The sequence below is a fragment of the Nocardia pseudovaccinii NBRC 100343 genome (assembly GCF_001613225.1).
GTDB lineage: Bacteria > Actinomycetota > Actinomycetes > Mycobacteriales > Mycobacteriaceae > Nocardia > Nocardia pseudovaccinii.
This window is the reverse complement of the sequence record NZ_BDBY01000146.1, coordinates 1-21,584: the sequence shown is the minus strand read 5'-3', so window position 1 is coordinate 21,584 and position 21,584 is coordinate 1. Positions and strand designations below refer to the sequence as shown.

Annotated in this window: 19 protein-coding genes; 9 read left to right on the top strand and 10 right to left on the bottom strand. The window is 65.3% G+C overall.

All coding sequences use genetic code 11. From position 1 onward, the window contains the following. Window positions 1–139: 139 nt before the first annotated feature. Window positions 140–2,284, top strand: coding sequence for a transglycosylase domain-containing protein (locus tag NP3_RS17655; protein WP_373864761.1), 2,145 nt, complete (start codon window positions 140–142; stop codon window positions 2,282–2,284). Window positions 2,285–2,845: 561 nt separating this feature from the next. After that, complete coding sequence (locus tag NP3_RS17645; RefSeq protein ID WP_063042667.1) at window positions 2,846–4,546, top strand: glycosyltransferase family 87 protein; 1,701 nt, start codon at window positions 2,846–2,848, stop codon at window positions 4,544–4,546. A 31-nt stretch (window positions 4,547–4,577) separates the two neighbouring features. On the opposite strand, the gene NP3_RS17640 is transcribed toward NP3_RS17645, so the two are convergent. Together NP3_RS17640 and NP3_RS17635 are read right to left on the bottom strand one after the other, a co-directional pair. After that, window positions 4,578–6,194 carry a TerD family protein gene (locus NP3_RS17640; protein WP_063042665.1) on the bottom strand — a complete coding sequence of 539 codons (1,617 nt, stop codon included), beginning with the start codon at window positions 6,192–6,194 and terminating at the stop codon, window positions 4,578–4,580. Between the two features lie 28 nt (window positions 6,195–6,222). Further along, on the bottom strand, window positions 6,223–7,605 hold the full coding sequence (locus tag NP3_RS17635; protein WP_063042663.1) for a TerD family protein: 1,383 nt from the start codon (window positions 7,603–7,605) through the stop codon (window positions 6,223–6,225). A gap of 183 nt (window positions 7,606–7,788) precedes the next feature. On the opposite strand from NP3_RS17635, the gene NP3_RS17630 reads away from it, so the two are divergent. The 3 genes from NP3_RS17630 to NP3_RS17620 are packed head-to-tail and all read left to right on the top strand — an operon-like array spanning window position 7,789 to window position 9,923. After that, window positions 7,789–8,412 (top strand): AIM24 family protein, encoded by a 624-nt coding sequence (locus NP3_RS17630; RefSeq protein WP_062981783.1) that lies wholly within the window; start codon window positions 7,789–7,791, stop codon window positions 8,410–8,412. Between the two features lie 11 nt (window positions 8,413–8,423). After that, window positions 8,424–9,152 carry an AIM24 family protein gene (locus NP3_RS17625; RefSeq protein ID WP_063042661.1) on the top strand — a complete coding sequence of 243 codons (729 nt, stop codon included), beginning with the start codon at window positions 8,424–8,426 and terminating at the stop codon, window positions 9,150–9,152. 3 nt (window positions 9,153–9,155) lie between these two features. Continuing rightward, window positions 9,156–9,923: an AIM24 family protein gene (locus NP3_RS17620; protein ID WP_063042659.1), complete on the top strand. Its 768-nt coding sequence runs from the start codon at window positions 9,156–9,158 to the stop codon at window positions 9,921–9,923. Between the two features lie 96 nt (window positions 9,924–10,019). On the opposite strand, the gene NP3_RS17615 is transcribed toward NP3_RS17620, so the two are convergent. The 7 genes from NP3_RS17615 to NP3_RS17585 form a co-directional block, all read right to left on the bottom strand. Then, window positions 10,020–10,883 (bottom strand): LLM class F420-dependent oxidoreductase, encoded by an 864-nt coding sequence (locus tag NP3_RS17615; protein ID WP_063042657.1) that lies wholly within the window; start codon window positions 10,881–10,883, stop codon window positions 10,020–10,022. Then, on the bottom strand, window positions 10,880–11,236 hold the full coding sequence (locus NP3_RS17610; RefSeq protein ID WP_063042655.1) for a MerR family transcriptional regulator: 357 nt from the start codon (window positions 11,234–11,236) through the stop codon (window positions 10,880–10,882). The genes NP3_RS17615 and NP3_RS17610 overlap by 4 nt, the downstream gene beginning before the upstream one ends. Before the next feature lie 67 nt (window positions 11,237–11,303). Beyond that, window positions 11,304–12,089, bottom strand: a complete 786-nt coding sequence (locus tag NP3_RS17605) for an HAD family hydrolase (protein ID WP_245720989.1) — start codon at window positions 12,087–12,089, stop codon at window positions 11,304–11,306. A gap of 56 nt (window positions 12,090–12,145) precedes the next feature. Further along, window positions 12,146–13,309, bottom strand: coding sequence for a cysteine protease StiP family protein (locus NP3_RS17600; RefSeq protein WP_084508663.1), 1,164 nt, complete (start codon window positions 13,307–13,309; stop codon window positions 12,146–12,148). Continuing rightward, window positions 13,306–14,739: a phosphoribosyltransferase family protein gene (locus NP3_RS17595; RefSeq protein WP_063042651.1), complete on the bottom strand. Its 1,434-nt coding sequence runs from the start codon at window positions 14,737–14,739 to the stop codon at window positions 13,306–13,308. The genes NP3_RS17600 and NP3_RS17595 overlap by 4 nt, the downstream gene beginning before the upstream one ends. After that, window positions 14,736–15,947, bottom strand: a complete 1,212-nt coding sequence (locus NP3_RS17590) for an HpcH/HpaI aldolase/citrate lyase family protein (RefSeq protein ID WP_084508662.1) — start codon at window positions 15,945–15,947, stop codon at window positions 14,736–14,738. The genes NP3_RS17595 and NP3_RS17590 overlap by 4 nt, the downstream gene beginning before the upstream one ends. 49 nt (window positions 15,948–15,996) lie before the next feature. After that, complete coding sequence (locus tag NP3_RS17585; RefSeq protein ID WP_063042650.1) at window positions 15,997–17,214, bottom strand: hypothetical protein; 1,218 nt, start codon at window positions 17,212–17,214, stop codon at window positions 15,997–15,999. A 144-nt stretch (window positions 17,215–17,358) separates the two neighbouring features. Here NP3_RS17585 and NP3_RS17580 point away from each other — a divergent pair, with 144 nt between their 5' ends. From NP3_RS17580 to NP3_RS17570, 3 genes are all read left to right on the top strand, one after another. Next, window positions 17,359–17,934 carry a TerD family protein gene (locus tag NP3_RS17580; RefSeq protein WP_063042648.1) on the top strand — a complete coding sequence of 192 codons (576 nt, stop codon included), beginning with the start codon at window positions 17,359–17,361 and terminating at the stop codon, window positions 17,932–17,934. Between the two features lie 210 nt (window positions 17,935–18,144). Next, the gene (locus NP3_RS17575) at window positions 18,145–19,254 is read left to right on the top strand and encodes a DUF475 domain-containing protein (protein WP_063042646.1); all 1,110 of its coding nucleotides are present in this window, start codon (window positions 18,145–18,147) and stop codon (window positions 19,252–19,254) included. Window positions 19,255–19,337: 83 nt separating this feature from the next. Beyond that, window positions 19,338–19,955 (top strand): TerD family protein, encoded by a 618-nt coding sequence (locus NP3_RS17570; RefSeq protein WP_245720988.1) that lies wholly within the window; start codon window positions 19,338–19,340, stop codon window positions 19,953–19,955. 1 nt (window position 19,956) lies between these two features. Here NP3_RS17570 and NP3_RS17565 read toward each other — a convergent pair whose 3' ends face one another. Further along, window positions 19,957–20,874 carry a DMT family transporter gene (locus NP3_RS17565; RefSeq protein ID WP_245720987.1) on the bottom strand — a complete coding sequence of 306 codons (918 nt, stop codon included), beginning with the start codon at window positions 20,872–20,874 and terminating at the stop codon, window positions 19,957–19,959. Window positions 20,875–20,964: 90 nt separating this feature from the next. On the opposite strand from NP3_RS17565, the gene NP3_RS17560 reads away from it, so the two are divergent. Further along, on the top strand, window positions 20,965–21,501 hold the full coding sequence (locus NP3_RS17560; RefSeq protein ID WP_063042640.1) for a CGNR zinc finger domain-containing protein: 537 nt from the start codon (window positions 20,965–20,967) through the stop codon (window positions 21,499–21,501). Window positions 21,502–21,584: the final 83 nt, after the last annotated feature.

The following is a 21,584-nucleotide window of genomic DNA, read 5'->3' as shown; positions in this document are numbered from 1 at the left end:
GGGCGCGCCGCCCTCGGGACCGCCGCCGCGCCGCAATGGCGGCAGCGGTGGTCCGGGCGGACCGGGCGGTCGTCGTCCCGGTGCGAAGAAGAAGTCGCCGTGGCGGATCGTGCGCCGGGTCATCTACGTCCTGCTAGCCCTGTCCATCATTCTGCCGAGCACGGTCTTCCTGATCGCCTACACCACGGTTTCGGTACCCCAGCCGGGTGACCTCAAAACCAACCAGGTCGCGAATATCCTCGCCAGCGACGGCACCACGGTGATCAGCAAGGTAGTACCGCCGGAGGGCAACCGGACCGACGTCACCATCGACCAGATTCCGCCGCATGTGCGCAATGCCGTGATCGCCGCCGAGGACCGGGACTTCTACACCAACCCGGGCTTCTCCGTCTCCGGCTTCATGCGCGCCGCCAGGGATCAAGCCCTCAACAGGGAGAGCGCGGGTGGTGGCTCGACCATTACCCAGCAGTACGTGAAGAACGCGCTCGTCGGTGACGAACACTCGCTGTCTCGCAAGCTGCACGAGCTGGTCATCTCGGCGAAGATGGCGCGCCAGTGGAGCAAGGACGAAATCCTCGCCGCCTACCTCAACACCATCTACTTCGGTCGCGGTGCGTACGGCATCGACGCGGCCGCCAAGGCCTACTTCGCCAAGCCGGTCTCGGAGCTCACCGTGGCCGAGGGCGCGGTGCTCGCCGCCACCATCCAGCAGCCCTCCGGCCTGGATCCGGAGAAGAACCCCGAGGGCGCGAAGTTCCGCTGGAACTATGTGCTCGACGGCATGGTCTCCGGCGGCAATCTCAAGGCCGAAGAACGCCAGGCCCAGCAGTTCCCGCAGGTGGTCCCGGTGTCCTCCACCAAGGACAAGGGCCTGGATGCCGGGCCCGAGGGGCTGATCAAGACCCAAGTGCTCAAGGAGTTGGCGGCCGCGGGCATCAGCGAACAGCAGCTCAACACCGCTGGTCTGTCGATCACCACCACGATCGATCCGAAGGCACAGCAGGCCGCCGTCGACGCGGCGCAGAAGAAGATGCAGGGCGAACCGGAAAAGCTGCGCGCCGCAGTGGTTTCGGTGGATCCGAAGACCGGTGCGGTGCGCGCCTACTACGGCGGCGACGACGGTCAGGGCTACGACTTCGCCAATGCCGGTCTGCAGCCGGGATCCTCGTTCAAGGTCTTCGGTCTCGCGGAGAACCTGGAATTGGGCAAACCGCTGTCGGAGATGTACGACAGTGCACCGATCACCGTGAACGGCATCAAGATCACGAACGTCGAAGGCGAAGGGTGCGGCACCTGCACCATCGCCGAGGCGCTCAAGCGCTCGCTGAACACCAGCTTCTACCGCATGGAGCTGGATATGCAGAACGGTCCGCAGAAGATCGCCGATATGGCACACAAGCTCGGCATTCCGGAGACCATTCCGGGCGTCGGCAAGAGCCTGGTCGAGCCGGACGGCTCCCCGCCGAACAACGGCATCGTGCTCGGTCAGTACCAGGCCAGGGTGCTCGATATGGCCTCGGCCTACGCGACGCTGGCCGCCTCCGGCGTCTACCACGCACCGCACTTCGTCACCAAGGTGGTCGGCGCCGACGGGCAGGTGCTGCTCGACCGCGGTGATGTGGCCGGTGAACAGCGGGTCTCTTCGGCGGTCGCGGACAACGTCACCGACGCGATGAAGCCGATCGCAGCGTGGTCGCGCAATCACAACCTGGCCAACGGCCGCGAGTCGGCGACCAAGACCGGTACCGCCCAGCTGCTCGACACCGGCGAGAACAAGGACGCCTGGATGGTCGGGTACACCCCATCGCTGTCCACCGCGGTGTGGGTCGGCTCGATCGATAACTCGCCGCTGCGCAACTACAGCGGGGGCATGGTCTACGGCTCCGGTCTGCCCTCGGATATCTGGAAGGCCACCATGGACGGCGCCCTGGACGGCACCCCCAAGGAAACCTTCCCGAAGCCGGCCCCGATCAAGGGCCAGGCCGGTGTGCCCGCATGGTCCGCACCGTTCACCCCGCCGTCGACCACGGAGGCGCCGCTACTGCCGCCGATCCAGATCGTCCCGAATACGATCGACACCCCCTTCGGACCGATCCAGGTACCCGGCGTGCAACCGCAGACGCAGCAGCGCCAGCCGCAACAGCAACAGCAGCAGCCGGAGTCGACGCCGCTGCCCGGACAGCCGACGGCGAACTCCGACGGTTCGATGCCGACGACCACCGGATCGCCCCAATCCGGTGGCACCGGTAACGGCAACGGCAGTCAACCGACCCGGACCCGCTGAACCGAAAAGCTCTGGCCAGCCCACTGCGGCTGGCCAGAGCTTCCCGACGTTGTCGGATCAGACACTCGTGATGTACCAGAACCCATTCGGATCCTGGTAGCACTTGTCCCGCACCCCAGCCCAACTGAGGCATTCGGTGTAGGAACCGTAACCCTTCAAGACGACGTATGAGCCGTCCGATATCTGAACGCACCTATCGCGGACCCCGGCCCAGGTCAAGCATTCCGAATACGACGGGTATCCCGCTGAGGCATTACCCGCGAATCCGACGAGCGCTGCGCCGACCAAGGCCACGGTAGCCATGACTTTCGTGAACATTCCCACCCCTCTTGTGATGATCAACCGCCCCTCCGACAGTTGATCAATACGATGCTAACACCGCCAAAAACGCCGCATAGCAGTTCGATCAGCCGCAACAGCCGCATCGAGAACGATACGCATTCGGCACTCAGTACCACTCGGTCCAGGCAGCGCACCTAGCGGCCGGTACTCTCGGATGGCGTGACCGAACAGCACCTCGCGGACGGGCGGACGAACGGGAGCGCGCCGCAGCCCACTGGGATGCAGTCCGGTGCAGCGCAGACCACACCGGCGTATGACGCGGGTGGGCACTATGTCGCGCCCGCGCCGCTGGCGCCGGACCTGCGCTCGGCCGACGGCCGAGATCGGCCCAGCCGCAACGATTCCCTGACCGCGCAGCTGAGCACGGTCGTCGGCGGACCGGTCGGTGACCACGCGCTGATCGGCCGGGTCCGGTTCTGGACCCCGATGCGGGTGCTGCTCGCCTTCGCACTGGTCTTCCTCGCACTCGGCTGGGCGAGCAAGGCGGGCTGCATCCAGCAGACGACCACGTCCGACGGTTCGCTCACCCTCGACTGGAACAACGGCCGCCAGTACATCGCCATGTGCTACTCGGACACCGTGCCGCTCTACGGCGCGGAGCGTTTGAACGAGGGCGCCTTCCCGTACAAGAAGGAATGGACCGAGCAGACCCCGGACGGCGGCCGGGAGACCAGGTACATGGAGTATCCGGTGCTGTCCGGGCTCTACCAGTACGCGTCGATGCAGGTCGCCAAGACCTGGGATGCCTCCCCGCTGCCCGGTGCGCTGCAGGTGGTCATCTACTTCAATGTGGTCGCGGTCGGTCTGGCCTTCGCCTGGCTGGTCACGGTATGGGCCTCGGCGCAACTGGCGGGGCGGCGGATCTGGGATGCCGCGCTGGTCGCCTGTTCGCCATTGGTGATCGTGCACGCGTTCACCAATTTCGACGCGCTCGCAACGGCTTTCGCCGCCACCGGCCTACTCGCCTGGGCCCGCCGACGACCGCTGCTCGCGGGCCTGCTGCTCGGACTCGGCGGCGCGGCCAAGCTCTATCCGCTGCTGCTGCTCGGGCCGATCGTGGTGTTGTGCCTGCGCGCCGACCCACTGCAGCGAGTGCCGAGCGCACGGCTCGGACTCCGGCTGAGCGATATCAACAGCGGGCGCACCGCGATGACCTGGCTACGCGAAACTCCGTATCGCGTGCGGTTCCTCAGCGCTCGACCGCTCGGTGCGGCCGCCTTGACCGTCGCGGCCGCCGCCGGGACCTGGCTCATCGTGAATCTGCCCATTGCGCTGCTGTACCCGAATGGCTGGCGGGAGTTCTTCCGGCTCAACACCACTCGGCACGCCGATCCGGATTCCGTCTACAACGTCGTCACCTCGTTCACCGGCTGGGCCGGATTCGACGGCGAGATCGGACATGCCGATCAGCCGACCGTCCTGAATCTGGTGTCGCTGGTGGTATTCGTCGCAGCCTGTGCGGCGATCGCCTATATCGCACTCACCGCCCCGCGCCGACCGCGCTTGGCCCAGCTGTGCTTCCTGGTCGTCGCCGCCTTCCTGATCACCAATAAAGTGTGGAGCCCGCAGTATTCGCTGTGGCTGGTGCCGCTGGCGGTGCTCGCGCTGCCGCATCGCCGAATTCTGCTGGCCTGGATGACCATCGACGCGCTGGTCTGGGTGCCGCGCATGTTCTACTACCTCGGCCTGGACCGCAAGGGTCTGCCCGAGCAGTGGTTCACCGGCACCGTACTGCTGCGCGATATCGCGGTACTCGCACTGTGCGCGTTGATCATTCGGCAGATCTACCGACCGGAGGAGGATCTGGTCCGGCGCGACTTCGTGGATGATCCGGTCGGTGGCGTCATCGATCGCGCACCGGACCCGCTGCTGCCCTGGCTGCCGGAGGCGCTGCGGCCGAGGGCTTTGCTCAGCCGCTAGCGACTGCTTGCGGGTCGCTCGAAAGGTCGGTTCAGCTGGTGCGCAGGTAGCGCGCCTGCCTGGCCGGTTCTCTCGGCAGCAGGTCCAGATCCAGCTGCCACGCGCTGCCGGTCCACGGATCGAACAGCGGGGTGCCGTCCACCGTCGGCAGGTGACGGCAGGCCTGGGACAGCATTGCCACCGTGCCGTCACTGGACTCGGATTCGTCGGTGCCGACGATCACCGTGGACAGCCCGATCAGATCTCCGCGCACCAGCAGCGTCGCAATGCGCTGCGCGTCCGCGGTCTGGTAACCGTGCGGGAAGTCCGCGGCAAGCAATACCCGGTGCTCGGTCGGCGGCGTGAAATTCCCACTGGAATAAGCCAAATCGGCGAGGTCGGCGGCCTCGACCAGGATCTGCAGCCGCGCCGAGATATCGCCGAAGTCGGTGATCGGCGGACCGTTCAGCACCGGGGTCAGCGGACCGACGAGCTGGCTGAACGCACCGGTCAGATCGATCATGTCGACCAGGGTGCGCCGACCGGGATCGGCCGCGAGCAGGCGCGCGAGCACCGCGCCGACGACCGGGGTCGCCGCGGCCGTGGATTCGGTATCGATCCACAGCGGACGGGTCAGCGGCACCGGCACGCAGTACGGAATGCGCAGCGGCCCACGCTCGTTCGCGTAGAGCTCGCCGAGTCGGATGCCATCGCTCGGTGTCGGCGCCCCGTCCCAGGCAGGCGAATCCCAGGACGCGAGTGACGGCGGCAGTTGCCGATCGGCGTCGGCGAGTTCACCCATGAGCGCTTGGCTGTCGCGCAGATGGCTACCTTCCGCGGTGGCGATCAGATCGTCACAGCGACGCTGTGCGGTCTGCCTGGCCTCCTCGGCGGCGGGGGTGTTCCTGGTCGCCGGATCCGAAACCGCCGCGGACAGTTCCTGATCCAGCCGCTGCATGGCGTAATCACGCGCGGAGATGAGCGCGGCGGCCGAGCGCGCGGCATCCTCGAAGATCATCCACAGGCGTTCGAGTCCGTGCGCGACCTCGAGCGGCGCCGGACCGGCGGCACGGGAGTCGCCGGGACCGCTGATGGTGTCCTGACCGCCGACCCGGCCCGCGCTGCCGACCGGTTCGGCTTCTCGCAGATCGGGCGCGCCGCCTTGCCCGGACTGCGGCGTCGCCGGTCCGTCGACCTCGACGCCGTGCGCGGTGAGCAGCACGGCGAGCCCACCCGCATAGCCCTGACCGACCGCGCGCAGCTTCCAGTCGGTTCCGCGCCGGTATACCTCGAGGCAGATCAGCGCGGTCTCCCCCGCGGACGGATTGATCGCGAATTCCGCTGTAGCGATGTCGTGCACAGCGAGTTCAGCGGTGACCGCACCGAGCCCGTGCGCCTGCGCCGGTGCGGCCGGATCGGCGCTGACCACCAGCAGCACTGCCTTGGCGTCAGCACGCACCTCGGCGAGCCGGACGGTGACGCCGTCCTCGGACAGCGTCACCCCCGCGGTCTCGGCCTGGTTGTAGAACACGAAATCGCCGGTATCGAAGACCCGCAGGTTCTCCGCCACAACCAGCGCCGAAATATCCAGGGCAGCCCCGGCTTTCGCGCTGAATCGAACGACATCACCGGTCAGCACCGTATTCTGACCGGCCTTGAGCTGAATCACGTTGTCCGCCCCGTTATTTCGTGCAGTATCAATTACCCAGGAACCGGCCCAGCTGTGGCACCGCTTCACCCGGATGTTTGGCCTGGAAGCCTTCGCCGAGCGCCTGCAACTTCCAATCGCCGCCTACCCGGAACAGCTTGGCCATCGCCATCGCGGTGAACGGCATACCGCCTGCCATGGTGTACCTGGCCAGCTCGCCGTTATTGGCGCCGTCGACCAAGCGGCAGAACGCATTCTGGACTTGTTCGAAGGTGTGGCCCTTATAGGAGGTCACGATGAACACCAGCGTGCTGACGTGCGCCGGGATCCGGGTCAGGTCGACCAGGATCACCTCGTCGTCGCCCTCGCCCTCACCGGTGAGGTTGTCGCCCTGGTGCCGGATCGAGCCGTCCTTGGAGGTCAGCTGGCCGTAGTAGGCGACATCCACCACGTTCATATCGGCGAACATCACCACCGACGCGTCGAGGTCGATATCGACGGTCCGGTTGCCGAACATGCCGCGGCTGCGCACCGGATCCCAGCCCAGACCCATCTTCACGAAGGTCAGCGCGGCGCCGCCCTCCTTGCGCAGGGTGACCCGCTGGCCCTTGACCAGGCTGACCGGACGATCCTTGCTCAGGCTGATTTCGCTGGGCGGCTGTTGCTGCGCGGCAGGCTGGGCGGGCGGCGGATAGCCCTGGCCCGGGCCGGGTGCGGGCGGCGGGTAACCACCGGGGGCGGGCGGGGGCGGGTAGCCCTGGCCGGGCGGCGGGTAACCGGGTGCGCCCTGGGGGTAGCCCTGCTGCGTCGGCGGGTACTGCGGCTGCTGCTGCGTCGGGGGCGCGGGCTGTGGCGGCGGCGGGTAGCCCGGTCCGGGCTGGGCGGGCTGGTAGGCGGGTGGCGGCGGAACCTGCGTCGCGGCCGGAGATTCGTCGACGGTTACACCGTGATCGGTGACCAGCGCCACGAATCCACCGGCGTAGCCCTGGCCGACCGCGCGTACCTTCCACTCGCTCTGGCGCCGGTACAGCTCGAGTGCGATCACGATCGACTCGGAGTTCAAACCGTCGATGCGGTACTCGTACAGCTGATTACCCGCCGAATCCGACACGATCGCCGTCGGCGCGGGAAAACGACCGAAATTGCTGGTCGCGTCGTCCAGGGTGATCACCGCGCGGATCTGCGCGATATCCGCGGGCACCGCATTCAGCGATACCGCCAGCGACGCGGGCTGCCCGGACGGCGCGGGCTGCAGATTCACCCCGGGGCCATTGGGCTGATTGAAGAAGACGAAGTCCGCGTCGGAACGGACCTTCCCCGACTCGGTGACCAATAGCGCGGACAGATCCGCGGGTGCGTTCAGCTGGACGGAGATCACCACGTCGTTGGCGGCCAGCGGGCCATTCTGACCCTTGGCGAGTGTTGCGGACAAGTTCGACCCTTCGCTTGTCGGTGCGTACGGTGCCACTCTACGAGAAACGTGCCGAACACGATCCGAAGTAACTCCTCGCCGTGGCCCATCCAGGTGCTCCAAGATCGGTTAGGGTGGCGAAACGCGGTCGGAATGGCGGGCGATAAACCCGTGTTCCCCTACGAGACAGCAGGCAAACTCCCTATGGCGCAACTGTTCGAGCAGTCGAAAAAGGTGATCGAGGCACACCTCGCCGGATCGAGTATCCGGGCGATTTCCGGCTCGATGGTCGCCTACGAAGGAAATGTGCAGTTCAAGTCGGCCGGTTTCGGCGGCGGCGACGGCGTACTCGCCGGGCTCAAGCGGCGTGCCACCGGCGAGAAACTGTCGCTGATGGAATGCAGCGGCAACGGCCGGGTCTTCTTCGCGGTCAATGGTCAGCACGTGACCGTGGTGAATCTGAATAACGAGACGCTGCAGGTCGAATCGCAGCAGCTGCTGTGCTTCGCCGGAAATCTGCGCACGGACGTGCGTTTCGCCGGTCTGCGCGGTGCGTCGTCGGGTGCGGGTCTGTTCACCACCACGGTGACCGGACAGGGGCAGGTCGCACTGCTCTCGGCGGGCGGGCCGCTGATCCACCTGGAGGTTTCACCGCAGTATCCGCTGATCGTCGATCCGGATGCCTTCGTGGCCTGCCGGGGCAATCTGAATCAGTCGTTCGTGACCGATGTTTCGTGGCGCACCTTCGTCGGCCAGGATGCCGGGGAGGCGTTCTCGCTGCGCTTCGACGGCCAGGGCCTGGTGTTGATCCAGCCTGCGGAACGGTAAGGGAGCCAGCGATGTTCGAGAAGGTCAACGGCAAGGTCGTCAAGGTCGACGTCGGGATGGCGGGCGGCGTGGTCGCGCGCAACGGCGCGATGCTGTTCTACACCGGCGATATTTCCTTTGCGCCACACCAGATTCCGGGCGCCGCGCCCGGTATGGGCGGTGGCGGCATTATGCGGATGGCGGGCCGGATGATGGCCGGTGAGCACGAACGCACCATGCTGGCCTCCGGTAATGGCGAGGTGCACTACGGATTCGCCGGGCTGGAAGTGCATGTGGTGCAGATGCAGCCGGGCGCGGTGCTGCGCGTCGAGGCCTCGCGGCTGCTGGCCAATACCGCCGCGCTGCAGAGTTCGATTGTGTCCGTGATGAGTTCGGGCGGCGGTGGTGGCGGCGGACTGATGGGTGCGTTGCGCGGTGCGGCAAGTGGTGCGCTGACCGGTCAGGGCATGTTCACCACGCAGCTGTCCGGCCAGGGCGCGGCGGTGCTGCTGGCCCACGGCGGATTCCTGGAACTGCCGGTGGGCGGGCCGCTGGATCCCTCTGGGGGACACCCCCAGACCCCCGGGCAGATCGTGGTGGATCCGCAGGCCTTCGTTGCCGCCTACGGCAATGTGCAGACCGAGCTGAAGACGGCGTTGAGCTGGCGCGATGCGGTCGGTCGCGGTTCCGGCGAGGCGATGCAATTGCATTGCGCCGGACAGGGTGTCGTGTACGTACAGGCCTCGGAAGAGAAGTTGTGAACCATGACCGATATTTTGAATCCGCTGAATCTCGGTGAGAGCGACAACCTTCCGGGTAACAGCTACGCCTACTGCATCGACCTGAACAAGCCGTGGTTCATGCGCAAGGGCGCGATGATCGCCTACTACGGCGATATGCGCTTCCAGATGCTCACCCACGGCTTGCAGGGCGGACTGCTGCACATGGTCTCGCAGCAGTTCTCCGCGCCGCTGTTCACCGGCGACTATGTGATCGCCGAGGGCCACGGCAAGCTGATCATCGGCGACCGCGGCTACGACATCAATTCCTATGACCTCGAGGACAACGGCAACCTCACGATCCGCGCCGCCAACCTGCTCGCCTTCGAGCCGGGACTGTCGCTGAATCAGTCCATCGTCCCCGGATTCCTCACCCTCATCGGCACCGGTAAGTTCCTGGCCTCCTCCAATGGCCCGGTCATGTTCGCCGAACCGCCGCTGCGCGTCGATCCGGAAGCCCTTGTCGGCTGGGCGGATTGCCCGTCACCCAGCCATCACTACGATCAGCGCTGGGTCTCCAGCTTCCTCGCCGCCGGTGCGGCGCGCTTCGGGGTGAACTCCGGTGAGGAGCGCCAGTTCGACTTCACCGGAGCCGGAACGGTTCTCATTCAATCCAGTGAGAAGATCCTCAGCGATTCCGCGCTGGTTCGCACCATCGAGGGTCAATTGCAGAGCGGTATGACCGTCGGCGGCCTGCAGCGGCTGCACGGCGTGATTACCCAGCAATTGGGCGCTCAGCAACAGAATTACTGAACTGGATGACTCGAGGATCATCCCCGCGCCGGGAGTCGAGCTGGCGGACGCCCCGCATCGAGGCGCGCGGAAGACCGCACAGTGCTGGTACCACCGTCAGGACTTCGACACCAGCCCGACGCGCTCCGCGAACGCCGACATTTCCTCGAGCTGCACGGCCTGGTCTGTGGCGGTAGCGCCGACGATGATCCGGGTCACGCCTTGTGCGGCGAATCCCTCGACCCGATCCTGCGGCATATCGATCGATCCCCATCGGGTGTATTCCAGCGCGGCCGGATCCCGGCCCTCGGCAACGGCGGTGGATTTCGCGAGATCCCATTGCTCCGCGCGTTCGGCGGGCATCAGCATCCCACCCGGGAAATACCCATCGCCACGTCGTCCCACTCGCCGCGCCGCGGCCCGGCTCGATCCCCCGATATGGATCGGCAACTGGTCTCCCCCATAAGGTTTGGGATATACGCATAGGTTGTCGAACGAAAAGAATTCGCCGTGGTAGTCGACACCATCCGCGTCACCGGCCCACAGCAGGCGCAGCACATCGATCGCCTCATCGGTCCGACGGCCCCGGGATGCGAAATCGACCCCCACCGCGGCGGCCTCACCAGGCAAGGTGCCGATTCCCACGGTCAGCAGCCGCATTCGGCCCTTGGACAGCAGGTCGATGGTGGCGAGCCGCTTGGCGAGCACCACCGGATGCCGATACGGCAGCAGCAGCACGCCGGTGCCCAACAGGATCCGCTTCGTCGCCGCGGCGACGAAGCTCAGGCAGTCGAGCGGATCGGGAAACGGCAGTGTCGGTGGCATGTCGTACGCTCCGATCACCGCGCCCGGATAGAGCGCAATATGATCCGGCAGGTAGATCGACTCGAAACCACACGCCTCGGCATGTTGCGCGAACGCCATCAGCCGGTCCGGATCCGTACCGTAATATGGTGTGCTGTAATTGATTCCAAATTTCATCGGGATACCGCCGCCGCGTCGAGCTGGTCGCACAGTTGCGCTCGCACCGCATGCAACCGATCGATGGCCGCCTCGACTTCGTCGAGTTTGCGCTGCAATGTCGCCACCGAATCCGGGCAGACATCCCCTGAGGTATTTCCGGCACGGATGCACGCGACGAACGGGCGGATATCGTCGAGATCGAAGCCGACGTCGAGCAGCCGCCGGATCTTGTGGACGACCTGCAGTTCCGACTCGTCATAGATGCGATACCCGTTGGTCGAGCGCCGCGCCCGCACCAAACCGTGCTCCTCGTAGTAGCGCAGCGTCCTGGTACTCGTCCCGACGCGCTCGGCCAGCTCACCGATCAGCATTCGACCTCCTTCACATGACCCGTCGGGGCAACGCTAAACCTTGTCGCCGGTGTCAAGGCAAGGTCGGTTACGTGGCGTCCGGTGCGGCCTTGATGAACCAGTTGATGATCTCCTCGCCCGCGAGAATTCCGGAGGCGCGGGTGATGGTGAGGTTGGGATGGGTCCAGTTGAGTTGTTCGAGTTCGCCGTGGCGCGGACGAATGGCGGAGTCCGCGGTACGCAGCATTTCGGCGTCCAAAGCGCCGTCACCTGCGGCGAGAGTCATCGCCGCAGCGGTGAGTTCTCCGTTTTCGACCAGGCGGCGGCGGACTTCGCGCACCGCATGACTCTTACAAACGGCCAGGGGCATGGTGTAGATCTTGCGACCCTGCTGGGAGACGGACCAGCCACGCGGGCGGCACCAGGCATCCCATTCGGCGAGGAAGCCGTCGGGCACTTCCTTGGGCTTGACCACCAGGTAGGTGAACAGGTGATCGGCGACCCGGAATTTGGTGACCCAGGAATCGTCGATCCGAGCACGCAGTTCGGTATTCACCTCCGACAGCGTCGCGCCACCGGCCCGCACCTGCGCGTCGATATCGATGCGCCAGCGCATATCCGGCACGCCGTCGACCAGGATGTTCCCGCCGTTGCTGGTAATCGCGTATCGCCAGGGAGCGCCGGGTAATTGGATACGTTCGAACTGCTTGATGGTCCGTGTGGTGGTGGGAATGACGGCGGCGGGTTCGGTCAGGGTCTGCATGCGCAGAGCGGCGGTGGTCGTCATGAACGACAGTGGCGCGCCCTCGAGGTGTTCCACACAAACCGTCGGCACGTCGGTGGCAGCGTGGAAAGCGTTGCGCGAGTAAATCATCGTTCGGTCGAGATCGGTAGCGATCAGAGCCTGTCTTCGTAGTTTCCTCAGATGCATTACTGCTGTACGTCCTTGATCAATCCCATACACGAATAGGCCAGGTCGGGTACGACCTCGACCGGAACACCGCGGGCCGCGGCGAGCAGACGGATATGCGCGTGTTCGGGTGCGTCCGCCTCACGCACCAGCACCCGCCACGGCAGCCGCCGCAGCAACACCCGGGTCGTCTCACCGACACCCGGTTTCACGAAATTCACACTGGCGATGCCGTATTCCTCGCGTACCTTGTCGACCGAGGCCCAGCCGGTCCAGGTCGGTGTCCGGTCGGCGGCGCGCACGGCGGCCAGTTCGGCGGGCACGCGATCCCGGACCGCGTCGAAGGCGGTGGTCACGGTGTCGAGCAGACGACCGGAGACATCGTCGGCTGCCAGTTCGCGGTAGAACTTCGCGCCGTGGAAATCGCCGGGTCCGATCAGCGTGTCATTGAGCACGGTGCGCGAAATCAGGCCGGAGACTGTCGAATTCAGACAGGCGGAGGCGATCAGGAAGTCGTCCCGCGTGCCGTAGGTGCGCACGCAATGTCCCGGATCGGCGAGTACAGCGAGTTCGTCATTGAATCGGGCGCCGCCCGCGGCGTGATAGGAGTCCAGCGCTTCGGTGAGTTCGCGAGTGATGGCACCCTTGCCGGTCCAGCCGTCCACGAACACAACCGAGGCCGGATCATGATTGCGAGCAAGGTAGTCCAGCGCGGCGGCATCGATACCGCGATCGCGCACGATGGATACCGCATAGTGCGGCACCTCGAGACCTCGCGACTGTAACCAGCGCCGCATGAGAATCCCGATGGGCGTACCCGCTCGCGCCAGCGAGACGAGCACGATATCGGTACCGCGTTCGGCGACAACGAGTTCGGATACCGTCGCCACGGCGAGCGCGAGTCGCTCGGCACTCTCGGCCAACACCTCGTCGAACAGCGAGCGATATGCGGCGTCGGGCTGATATTCGATCGGCAGCGATTCCGCGTAATGCGCGGCACCGGACTGGATCCGGCGTTCCCGCTCGGCCACATCGGCCTCGAGGTCGACGCCCGACAGATCCTTCAACAGCCAGGAAACCTCCTCGGCCGCATACGATCCGAATGCCGGGCCGTACAGCGGAACCGGAAGTTCCAAGGCCGATTGCGGAGAGATATTCGATTCCGGCACAGCGTTCGACCTCATAACACCCTCGGTTCGGCATCGGTCCGGTCCGCATGCAACAGCCGCGGATCCGCACCCGGCAGCACTGCCAGGACGACATCGTCGCCGGATGCGGTCAGCACATCGATCAGACCGCCCTCGACCAGCAGTTCATCGGTATCGGCAGGTGTGTCGATGACGACGACCAGAATCGGATCGACTTCGAGTGACCGTACCGAGGTGGCAGCCCCCGTCAGCGTCGAATCATCCACCGTCCGCTCGACCACACGCGTACGATCGCCCGGTGCCGCGCCATCGTCGCGCGTCACGAGTTCGGACAACCCGTCCTCGATCCAGTGCGCGTTGTACAGATAGCGCGGTTGCGTCTCACCAGCTTCGGGCGCAACGAACCGAAACCCACGCCGCAGCGGATATCCCGGCTCGTCCAGCACATATGCAGGCGACCGGGTCGTCGTCTGAAACCGCGTCGGATTCCCGGCATCGGCCAGCTCGGCGGCCAACCGCAACGGCAGATACATCAACTCTTCATGTCCGAGCACAATCACGGGCCGACCAGCGAAATCATCAGCAAGTCGAACCCGCAACGCCTCGGCGGCTTGCACCACCGCCGCCTCGAACGCATCGGTATCCGATCGCAGAATCCCGTGCCGACCGCCTTCGGGAACCGAAGCAGGCCACGGCAAATCGACTCGATCGAACGAACCACGCTGCGCCGCGGTCGGATTCAATTGCGGATCCGGCATAGACGACACCGTCTCGACCAGATCCTCGGGCAGCAAGGTGCGCCCGGACGCCAAACACACCGTGTCGATCCGCGCACCCAACTCCTCGGCCGCCGCCTCGAACCGCGCCCGATCGCCCTCGGTCCGCATATCCACCAGCGACGCCAGCACATAATGCGAACGCGGCGAAAACGCGTGCAATGCCCGAACCGCATCGATCGCCGTATCACCGGTGGAGATCTCGTCGTCGACGAGCACCAGCGGCAGATCGTTGACGAAGATATCCGCGGGTGCGGGCTGCAGCAGATGCGAGGTGGCGTGCGAATGCCCCTCCTCGAAGCCGGTCAAGGTGTTCGCGTCGGGCACCTCGCGACGGGTCGAATGCAGATAGCATCCGGCTCCGATCCGCGCCGCCACACAATGCCCCAAACCCGTTGCGGTCTCCGCGAATCCGAGCACCACGGCCTCGCGATCACACAGTGCGTCACGCACCAGATCGCCCAGCCGATTGCCCGCGCCGAGAACCACTCGCGGATCGGTCGGCAGATGCTTCCCGAGCACGGTCGAAACCAGTAGGTGCGCACGACGTGGATTACGCCGCAACCCCGGCTGAATCAATGTGGCGATGGGCAATTCGGCGGGCAGCACATCCACCGATCCGCCGCCGTGCGACCGCTCGTGCCGCAACTCGATACCCAAATTCGTTGTCGCCCAAGGATCAATTTTCACTCGGTCACCAACGCCGTCAATAGATCCACGAACGAAACACCCTTATTCGCGACACCGAAAACACGAGCCCGCAGCAGCGTCTGACGCGCCCAACTGCGATGCGGCCGCATCTCGTTCATCTTGTTCCGATATCCGGATGCCGCCACCCCGCCGACATCGACCTGCAGAATGTCCAGCGCATCCGAATACTCCTCGTGCGTCACCACCGACAGCGCATGCACGGCCGCGACATGCGACGGATGGATCACCGTCTTGCCCTGGATCCCATTGGCCCGGTCGAGTGTGATCTCACGTAGTAGCCCGTCCAGATCGCGGCTGACCAGATAGCGCCGGAACGGCACCGCATCGGATTCCTCGAACGGCGCGGTACGCAGCAGCGGCCGGAACATCCGCTCGTGGTCGGCGAAGTATTCCCAGACCGGTCCAGTGATCACGAAACCTGTACCGTCCGAACGCCCCAGGTAGTTCACGATATCGGCGATGACGTCCGCGACCACCCGCACGTCGTAAATGGTCAGATCCCGGTCCCGCCGAATGCCGAAGGTCGAGCACATATCCGTCGCACCGATACGCACCGCGAGTATCCGCTCCCGGTGCTCGGCCAGCAGCGCCGCGATCTGGGTCAACTCCTGGTCCCGGGTCTCGCGATGCACCAGGGCAGGCGATTCGAGCACCGGCATGCCGTATACGGGCCTGCCCAAACGCTCGGCGGCCGCCGCCAGGGCGGCGAGATATTTCGGACCGCTCGCCCGGTCGAATTTCGGAAAGACGAAACCGGTCAGTGCCACCGCCCCGGTGCCGAGTTGTTCGACGATTTCGGTCACGGTATCGGCATCGCGGACCCGGACGAACAGCAGCGGATTCGGATCCTCGCTGTCGGCAAGCAGATTCAGCGTCGAGACGGTCTGCCGTTTGGCGAATTCCACCTCGTGATCGGCGACGGCGTCCTCGAGATCGATGACCATCGAACACACACCGCGCGCGGCCCGCTTACTGATCGTCAAGGCGAGATCGGCGCGGGTCGCCGGCGCATACAGCGTGGCGCCGAGCGCGAACGCCAGAATTTCCCGGTCGGCATCCTCGCCGAACGGTTCCGGTTGTCTATGGAACAGGTGCCGCGCCTCCGGACCGTGCAGCTGGCGAAAATGGCGCAGCGGCAATTGCTTTCGCAGGGAGACCTGTTGCTGGACGACGATGCCCGCGGTCATCGCTTCGCTGTCCTCATCCCTAATTGCGGTGGCCGCATAACCCCTGGCCTCATTCTCGTCGTGGTCCTGCTTGTTTTCTCATTCGATCCACTACCCCGGCTACGAACTCCGCGACGGTATCCAATTCGGCCACATAGGCCCAGTAGTCGGGATGGCGCCCCGACAGGTTTTCGGTGATTCGATCGATCCGGTCCACCTGTGCATCGAGCACAGATCCCCATTCGCCGACGAGCCCGTGGCTCACCGCGAGCATTTGTGCGTCCCGCAGCCGAAATCGTACGGCCTTGGCCTTCTCTTGCGGATTCTCACGGACTTCACGCAGCAATGTCAGCCGTTTGGTGACGGCGTCGATCAAGTGTTCGGCCTCGGTGAGGTACCCCCGTGCGGATGTGGTCAGATCAAGTGCGGACTCCGGATTGTTTTCGGCCGCCGCCGCACGCGCCCGCACCAGGGCGGCATCCGCGGCATCGATGGCCTTTCTGCTTTCCTGCCCATTGTTAGCCAGATCCGCCGAACTCGCAGCATTGAACTCGCGCAGCATCTCCGAGTAAGCCGGTGCCACCCGTTCGCCACGGGTGCGCACGGCGGCCGATCTGGTAGCCACCGAGGTAATGGCGTTCGCCGCCGCCGCAGCCCGAGATGGGGCCTGCGCCAACGCTTCTGCCAGCGCTTTCGTCGCCGATTCCAGGCGGTTGGCGGCCTCCCGGACATTGGCCGCGGGCGCCTCGGAACCGAGCCCATCGAGTGTGAGCAGCGACTCATCCACCGCCGCCGCGTGCTGGCGCACCGAAGGGTAGCCAGCATATTCGGATTCGGCGGCCTGCCTGCGCACACCCGCAGCCGCGATCTTCACTTGCTGCGCGAATTGCGGCACCGTGCCGAGCACCGCGACGGCATGTTCGAGCTGGGACTGATTACCGCGATAGAACTCGTCGACGGCACGGGCCGCGTCGGTCAGCTGCCGCACCAGGGTGTCCACTCGCGGTTGTCCCTGCGGCATCGGCGTGTCGTCGCGCTCGGCGTTATCGAGTTCCTCGGTGAACGTCAGATAAGCGCCTGCGGCGTCGTAGCACCTGCTGCGCACGGGTTCCCATTTCGCGCTCATCCGTCGCTCCGGAAACACCTGTTCACAGGCGTGCACCGCCGCCTCGGCCGCGCTCTGGCGCCGATCCATATCCAGGAACGCGGCCGCCAGTGTCGACCGGGCCTGTGCAATCCATTCATTGTTCCCGGACGACCGGAACCATCCACGCCTACGGCCTGCCACGCCCCGATGTTAGGCGGTGGACTAGTTCGCCGGGGATACACCAGTTCCTACGCAAGATTGCCGAAACCTACTACTGTCGTATGGCGTACCCGGCGATTCGGACAATGCTGGGAACCACAGACGTCTATTGAAAGGGAACCCCGCATGGGTGTCAGTTTGTCCAAGGGCGGCAATGTCTCGTTGACGAAGGCAGCGCCGAACCTTACCGCTGTCTCCGTCGGGCTCGGGTGGGATATTCGTACGACCACCGGCACCGACTTCGATCTGGATGCCAGTGCGATCGCGACCGGTGGGGACAAGAAGGTCGTGTCCGACAAGCACTTCATCTTCTTCAACAACCTCAAGTCGCCGGAGGGCTCCATCGAGCACCTCGGTGACAACCTGACCGGTGAGGGCGAAGGCGATGACGAGGTGATCAAGGTCGACCTGGCCAACACCCCGCCGACCATCGAGAGCATCTTCTTCCCGGTCTCGATCTACGACGCGGACACCCGCCAGCAGTCCTTCGGCCAGGTGCGCAACGCCTACATCCGCGTTGTCGACCAGGCCAACGGCACCGAGCTGGCCCGCTACGACCTGTCCGAGGACGCCTCGACCGAGACGGCCATGGTCTTCGGCGAGCTGTACCGCAACGGTGCCGAGTGGAAGTTCCGCGCCATCGGCCAGGGGTACGCCTCGGGTCTGGCGGGTATCGCCCGTGACTACGGCGTGAACGTCTAAGACGCACTGGTCAAAGCAGGGGGCTCGGCGACGGGCCCCCTGCTCGCATGTCCACGGAACGATTCGCCTCACCGCTCCGTTGGACAATCGACGGTTCCGCGACCACGCTGGAACCATCATCGCGACCGCGGGTTGGTACGGCCCTCGGGTTACATCGGCATAAGGCGCGCTCGGACAGACATTCGACCGCCGCACGGAAAGGGTCTCCGCGTGGTCCTGCGCATATTCGGCATGTCCATCGTTGTCACGGTGATATCACTCGTCGTGGCATTCCTGTACGGCGGGCCGACAGCGCTGGCGCTGGCCGCCATCCTCGGTGTCCTCGAGGTCTCGCTGTCGTTCGACAATGCGGTCATCAACGCCACCGTGCTCGAGCGGATGAACGAGTTCTGGCAGCGGATCTTCCTCACCATCGGCGTGGTCATCGCCGTCTTCGGCATGCGGTTGGTCTTCCCGTTGGCGATCGTCTGGATCACCGCGGGCCTTGACCCGGTCAAGGCGTTCGACCTGGCGCTGAACCCGCCCGCCGATGACGCGCTGGTCTTCCCGGACGGCAGCCCCAGCTACGAAAAGCTGCTCACCGACGCACATCCGCAGATCGCCGCATTCGGCGGCATGTTCCTGCTGCTGCTGTTCCTGAACTTCATCTTCGAGGAACGCGAAATCACCTGGCTGTCCTGGCTGGAGAAGCCGCTGGCCCAGCTCGGCAAGCTGGATATGCTCTCGGTGGTCGTCGCGAGCGTCGGCTTGGTGCTCACCGCGGAATTCATCGCGGGCGACGAAGAGCGCGCCACCGTTCTGGTCGCCGGTCTGCTCGGCATGATCACCTACATCGTGGTCGACGGCCTCGGTTCGCTGTTCCACACCGAGGAGTTCGAGGAATCCGCGGACGGCGGTCCGTCCCAGCTGGTCAAGGCCGCGGGTAAGGCGGCGTTCTTCCTGTTCCTGTACCTTGAGGTGCTCGACGCGTCGTTCTCCTTCGACGGTGTCATCGGCGCCTTCGCCATCACCTCCGACCCGATCATCATCGCGCTCGGCCTCGGTCTGATCGGCGCCATGTTCGTCCGTTCGATCACCGTGTACCTGGTGCGCAAGGGCACGCTGTCGGAGTACGTGTACCTGGAGCACGGCGCACACTGGGCGATCGGCGCGCTGGCGGTCATCCTGTTCGTCTCGATCGGCGTGCACATCAACGAGATCGTCACCGGTCTGGTCGGCGTGGCGTTCATCGGCGCGGCGTTCATTACCAGCATCATTCGGAATCGGCGCGAAGACACCGACGAAGTGGAGAGCGCGCGCGAGGTCACCCCGGTAGCCTGAATTCCGGCGGATAGCCGAAGAACTCAAGCGGCAGCGGCCTCCTAGCCGCTGCCGCTTCTCTTTTCCCGAGGGGGGAAATGGCGATGTCGAACGAAACTCCGGGCGTGAACCTGTCCAAGGTGACCTTGTCGAAGGCCACGCCGAGCATCACCCTCACCAAACCCGGCGATCAGCAGGGCACGATGCGGGTCAACCTGAACTGGTCCAGTGGTCCGAAGGGCTTTTTCCGCCGCTCCAAGGCCGTCGATCTGGACCTGGGCTGCCTTTACGAATTGTCGAGCGGCGCAAAGGGTGTGGTGCAGGCCGTCGGCAATAATTTCGGCGCACTGGAATCCGAGCCGTTCATCCAACTCGACGGCGACGACCGCAGCGGCGCAGCGGCCGACGGCGAGAATATGCACATCAATCTCGCTCGGCCCGAGGTGTTCCGGCGCATTCTGATCTTCGCCTTCATCTACGAGGGCGTGCCGAACTGGGCCGCGGCCGACGGTGCGGTGACGCTGTTCCCCACCTCCGGGCCGCAGATCGAGGTACGGCTGGACTCCCCCGTGGACGGTGCGCGGTCCTGTGCGATCGCCCTACTGCAGAATCAGGGCTCGGGCATCACCGTGCACCGGGAAGTGAACTACATCAACGGTGCTCAGCGCGCGATCGACGAGGCGTACAGCTGGGGCATGCAATGGCACGCCGCCAAGAAGTGATTCAGCGCACGGAAACCGGCTGCCGCTGATCGACTGCTGGCGTCGGGCGGCGCGAGGCGAACACCATGCCGATCAGTCCGACGCCGAGTCCGGCGGCGGCGAGTGGCCGCAGCGGCTGATCGATGAACAGCCAGGCCAGCACCGCGGTGACCGCGGGAGTCGCGAAAAACAGACGCCCGACTCGCGTTGCCTCCCAACGCTTCAGCATCGCGTTCAGCAGTAGGAACGCGACCATCGAATTGACCAGCACCATCCAGATGAGCGATTCCGCGAATCGCGTCGCATCCCAGATGTGCAATTGGCCGGTGCCCCATGCCAATACGCCCGCGATCGGCGCGCTTGCGGCCACGTGAATGGCGGTGGCGGCGCGCGAATCGACCTGCGGTACAAAGCGTTTCTGGTAGACCGTGCCGACGCTGAGGCCGAGCAAGCCGATCACGCACAGCAGCAGACCGACCAGTGACATGCTCGATTGGTCGAGTACGGCCAAGCCGACGCCGACACCACCGATGCCGAAGCCGAACCACTGTCGCGCCGTGACGGTTTCGCCGATGAATCCGGCCAGCAAAGCGATGACGACCGGATTGAGTCCCTGCACCAGGGCGATGATGGCGGCCGAAACATGCAGGCTCATCGCCGTGTAGAACGCGCCGAACTGCACGATCTGCATCAGCAGACCCGCGATGACGACATGTTTGAGCTGCCCCGCGCTCGGCCAGCTCGCGCGAATCACGCCGGCGTACACCGCGAGCAGGACCGCCGCGATGGCGAAGCGCGCGAACAGCACCGTCAGCGGCGGTGCCGCGCCGACACCGATAACCCCGGCGATGAAGGCGCTGCTCCAAAGCACGACGAACAGTGGTTGCATGCCTGCCGCAAGGGAGGGCTTGTCGTTCGCTCGGAACAGCTGCGTCTTCACTTCTACTCCTACCGGCCTGATAACCACCTGAGGCGGTTACCAACCGTCGCACCATTGTGTACAACCTGTCAAGGTGGTTACTATCGGAGGGTGTTCGCTTTCGTGAGCGGTAACCTCGTCCTGGACTTCGCAGGCACGGTCAAGGCCCGTGCCACGACGTTCGACGACGTACTCACCACCCCGGCGGATCTGGACGAATGGCTGCTCGCCGCCGACCTCCTCGACACCACCCCACACTGCGATGCGGCAACACTCGACCGAGCCGTGCGTCTACGCGAGGCGGGCTACCGACTGGCCCTGGCCGCGACCCGTGACCAGCCGTTCGCGGATGCGGACCGCAAGATCGTCAACGAGCTCGCAGGCGGCGAACTCCCCAGGCTCACTTTGCGAGCCGATGCGACGGTCACCCGCCACGGCGATCCGGACGCCGCACTCGCCGCGATCGCCAGGTCCGCGATCGAAATGCTCGGCGGGCCGGAGCGGGGGTTGATCAAGGAATGCGGCCGCACCGAATGCACGCGGCTGTACCTCGATACCTCACGCGGTAGGTCACGCCGCTGGTGCGATATGACCATCTGCGGCAACCGCGCCAAAAGTGCGGCGTTCCGCGCCAGACGCGCCGACTGACCCGTTTCGTACTAGCCCACCGGTACCAGGCTGCCGGGTTCGAATCGGGGTATCCGCGGCGGCTCGGGCCGGAATCCGCGCGG

What these genes read in the sequence shown, in the direction of transcription:
- NP3_RS17645 (WP_063042667.1), top strand. Translation starts at nt 2,846, where the DNA reads ATGCAGTCCGGTGCAGCGCAGACCACACCGGCGTATGACGCGGGTGGG.
- NP3_RS17630 (WP_062981783.1), top strand. Translation starts at nt 7,789, where the DNA reads ATGGCGCAACTGTTCGAGCAGTCGAAAAAGGTGATCGAGGCACACCTC.
- NP3_RS17625 (WP_063042661.1), top strand. Translation starts at nt 8,424, where the DNA reads ATGTTCGAGAAGGTCAACGGCAAGGTCGTCAAGGTCGACGTCGGGATG.
- NP3_RS17620 (WP_063042659.1), top strand. Translation starts at nt 9,156, where the DNA reads ATGACCGATATTTTGAATCCGCTGAATCTCGGTGAGAGCGACAACCTT.
- NP3_RS17615 (WP_063042657.1), bottom strand. Translation starts at nt 10,883, where the DNA reads ATGAAATTTGGAATCAATTACAGCACACCATATTACGGTACGGATCCG.
- NP3_RS17610 (WP_063042655.1), bottom strand. Translation starts at nt 11,236, where the DNA reads ATGCTGATCGGTGAGCTGGCCGAGCGCGTCGGGACGAGTACCAGGACG.
- NP3_RS17605 (WP_245720989.1), bottom strand. Translation starts at nt 12,089, where the DNA reads ATGATTTACTCGCGCAACGCTTTCCACGCTGCCACCGACGTGCCGACG.
- NP3_RS17600 (WP_084508663.1), bottom strand. Translation starts at nt 13,309, where the DNA reads ATGAGGTCGAACGCTGTGCCGGAATCGAATATCTCTCCGCAATCGGCC.
- NP3_RS17590 (WP_084508662.1), bottom strand. Translation starts at nt 15,947, where the DNA reads ATGACCGCGGGCATCGTCGTCCAGCAACAGGTCTCCCTGCGAAAGCAA.
- NP3_RS17580 (WP_063042648.1), top strand. Translation starts at nt 17,359, where the DNA reads ATGGGTGTCAGTTTGTCCAAGGGCGGCAATGTCTCGTTGACGAAGGCA.
- NP3_RS17570 (WP_245720988.1), top strand. Translation starts at nt 19,338, where the DNA reads ATGTCGAACGAAACTCCGGGCGTGAACCTGTCCAAGGTGACCTTGTCG.